The 2,675-nt window shown below is 63.7% G+C and carries 3 protein-coding genes; 2 read left to right on the top strand and 1 reads right to left on the bottom strand.

Features of this window, described 5'->3' with window-relative positions:
- Positions 1-547 precede the first annotated feature (547 nt).
- On the bottom strand, positions 548-727 hold the full coding sequence (locus JNO53_RS15235) for a hypothetical protein (RefSeq protein WP_203113621.1): 180 nt from the start codon (positions 725-727) through the stop codon (positions 548-550).
- Between the two features lie 108 nt (positions 728-835).
- Between JNO53_RS15235 and xth the strand changes: the two genes are divergently transcribed.
- Together xth and JNO53_RS15225 are read left to right on the top strand one after the other, a co-directional pair.
- Positions 836-1,645 carry an exodeoxyribonuclease III gene (xth, locus tag JNO53_RS15230; RefSeq protein WP_203113618.1) on the top strand — a complete coding sequence of 270 codons (810 nt, stop codon included), beginning with the start codon at positions 836-838 and terminating at the stop codon, positions 1,643-1,645.
- A 58-nt stretch (positions 1,646-1,703) separates the two neighbouring features.
- Entirely contained in the window at positions 1,704-2,276 is a 573-nt protein-coding gene (locus tag JNO53_RS15225; protein WP_203113616.1) for a hypothetical protein, read from the top strand.
- Positions 2,277-2,675 lie beyond the last annotated feature (399 nt).

Raw genomic sequence — 2,675 nt, 5'->3', positions numbered from 1 at the left:
GCCTCCGCTTCCTTCAGCACGCCGATGATCTGCTCTTCCGAAAACCTCTTACGCTTCATCTCGTCCGTCCTTCCATCAGGGCCGGACTCTAATCGAACGTGGAGGAAAATCAGGGGGTCAGGTCACTTATTGAGGCACAGTCGGGCGGCTCAAGAAACGACTTTAAGAGCCTCCCGCCGGGGGCGGAAGCCAACCCGGGTCTCGTCGAGATCGAGACGACGATTCTTTGAACCAAACCTTTCGCAGATGAAGACTTAATTGCCGCTTTCGGCATCTCAATACGACTACTCGAATGGCCACAATGAGGCGCGAAGCTGACACGCCAGTTCTCCGCCGGTAACGTCCGCTATCCCAATCTGCGCTCCTGAAAGGAGCCATTCCGGAGTGTCCGACACTGCCGCCATTCACTTGAGTGAATGCCCAGCAGGGATTGGGCGCCGGTGGCCGGTAAATCGGGAGATTAATCCCAAGGTCTATCGTCCGCCATCGAGGCGGACGGTAGCTGCTCAGCTGCAGCGATGCGGGAGTCTGCGGCAGTGCTGCGATGTCAGCGCTTCTTCTGATCCCCGCGATCACCCCGACCGGATTTCACCGTCGTTTTCGCCTTGGTCCGGCGATCGGCTGCCAGCGACCGGCCCACATCGTCCGATTCCTTGAACCGGCCCTTCTCGTCGCGGCGCACATAGCGCTTGTCGGCTCCCGTATCGATGAGTTCGCGCTTGGACATGCTGCTTCTCCTCTTTGGCGGGAGAACGTTCTGGGACTCCTGGAGTTTCCTGATGGTCAACAAATCTGCTGCAAGAACGAACTAGTGCTGCACGAGGACGCCCGAGGCTTGAAGATCGCAACCTACAACGTGAACGGCATCAACGGACGGCTGCCGGTGCTCGTGCGCTGGCTCGAGCTCGCCAAGCCCGACATCGTGTGCCTTCAGGAACTCAAAGCGCCGCAAGAGCGATTTCCCGAAAAGGCCCTCCGCGATGCCGGCTACGAGGCGGTTTGGCATGGCCAGAGCCGGTGGAACGGAGTGGCTATCCTGAGCCGGGTGGGCGAGATTCACGAAACCCGCCGCGGTCTGCCTGGCGATCCCGACGATGTGCAGAGCCGCTATATCGAGGCGGCGGTCAACGGCGTGCTCGTCGCCGGGCTTTACTTGCCCAACGGCAATCCGCGCCCCGGGCCGAAGTTCGCGTTCAAGCTCCACTGGTTCGACCGCCTGCACGAGCACCTCGCGGCTCTGATCGATCTCGATGCGCCGGTGGTCGTCGCCGGCGATTACAATGTCATGCCGACCGATCTCGACGTCTATGCGCCCGAGCGCTGGCGCGACGACGCGCTGTTTGCCCCCGAGGTGAAGGCGGCGTACGGCAGGCTGCTCGACCAGGGCTGGACCGACGCCGTCCGGCACCTGCATCCAGGGGAGCGGATCTATACGTTCTGGAAATACTGGCGCGGCGCGTTCGAGCGCAACGCCGGTCTCAGGATCGACCATTTCCTCCTCAATGGTCCCGCCGCCGCACGCCTGACGAAAGCGGAGGTCGATACGCGCCCACGAAGCTGGGAGAAGACCAGCGACCATGCGCCGGTCTGGATCGAGCTCGCGGACCGGATGTCGCGAAAGCGTCGGGGCGGGCCGCTGCTTTAGCTCGTCGGCGCCGCGGGACGGCGCTGGCGCGGTGCCATGGCCGATGTTAGTCTGCATCATGCCGCGCAAGCAGAAGCTCAAGGTATTCCGCACCCCGACCGGCTTCCATGACGCCTATGTCGCCGCACCGAGCCAGAAGGCGGCATTGCAGGCGTGGGGAAGCGAGCACGACCTTTTCGCTCGCGGCATCGCCGAGAAGGTCGACGATCCTGAACTGACGCGCGAGCCGCTCGCCAAGCCTGGCGTGGTCATCCGCCGTCTGCGCGGCAATATGAGCGAGCAGATCGCCGCGCTTCCGAAGAGCAAGTCCGCTCGAAAGCGCTCCCCGGCACCAAAGCCGGTTGACCTGCCGGCGGAAAACCCACCCGCCCGGCCTAAGAAACGAGCAGACCCACCCAAACCGAAGCCGAAGCCCGATCGCACTGCGCTCGATGAGGCGGAGCGCGCTCTGGCCGAGGCTGAAAAGCGGCAGGTCAAGGAGCACAGGGCGCTGGTTCGACGCCTGGCGGACCTCGAGCGCGCGCTGCGCGAACTCGAGCGCAGACATTCATCTGAACTGACGAAGCTGCAAAAGAACGTGGAGAAGCTTCGGTCGCGGTACGATCGCGCGATGGAGGAATGGCGGAATTAGATCCTGGTCATAGCGGCCGGGTTCACGCGCGCGGTTGTTCTTCTCAGTCCCCGCGCGCAGGCGTGCTCAGGCTCCGCACCTGGCGAAGAACGCACCGCTCTGCGAGATCGACATCCGATCCAGGCAATCCGCTTTAGCCCGGCAACGTCGCCTATTTTCGCTACGAGGCGCCGATGTCGTAGCGCTCGTTCCGCCCGCTCGCACAGCGTAGGGCTCCCGAAAAGCAGTGGGTGTGCGCGCCGGGGGGCGGGCAGGTGGCTAATCCCGCGAAGTTGCAGGTCCGCCGCTCAGAACATAGCCGCCGTCGTCGCCGGAAAGATCGAGGGCAAGCGCGGCGGCCAGCTTGCCGGCGAGGGCCGCGCTGTCGCTGAGCTGGAATCGCCCGGTGACCTGCAGGCG

This window comes from Altererythrobacter sp. C41 (genome assembly GCF_016803135.1).
Lineage (GTDB): Bacteria > Pseudomonadota > Alphaproteobacteria > Sphingomonadales > Sphingomonadaceae > Pelagerythrobacter.
Note: the sequence above shows the minus strand (reverse complement) of the source record. Positions and strands in the feature narration are given on the sequence as shown.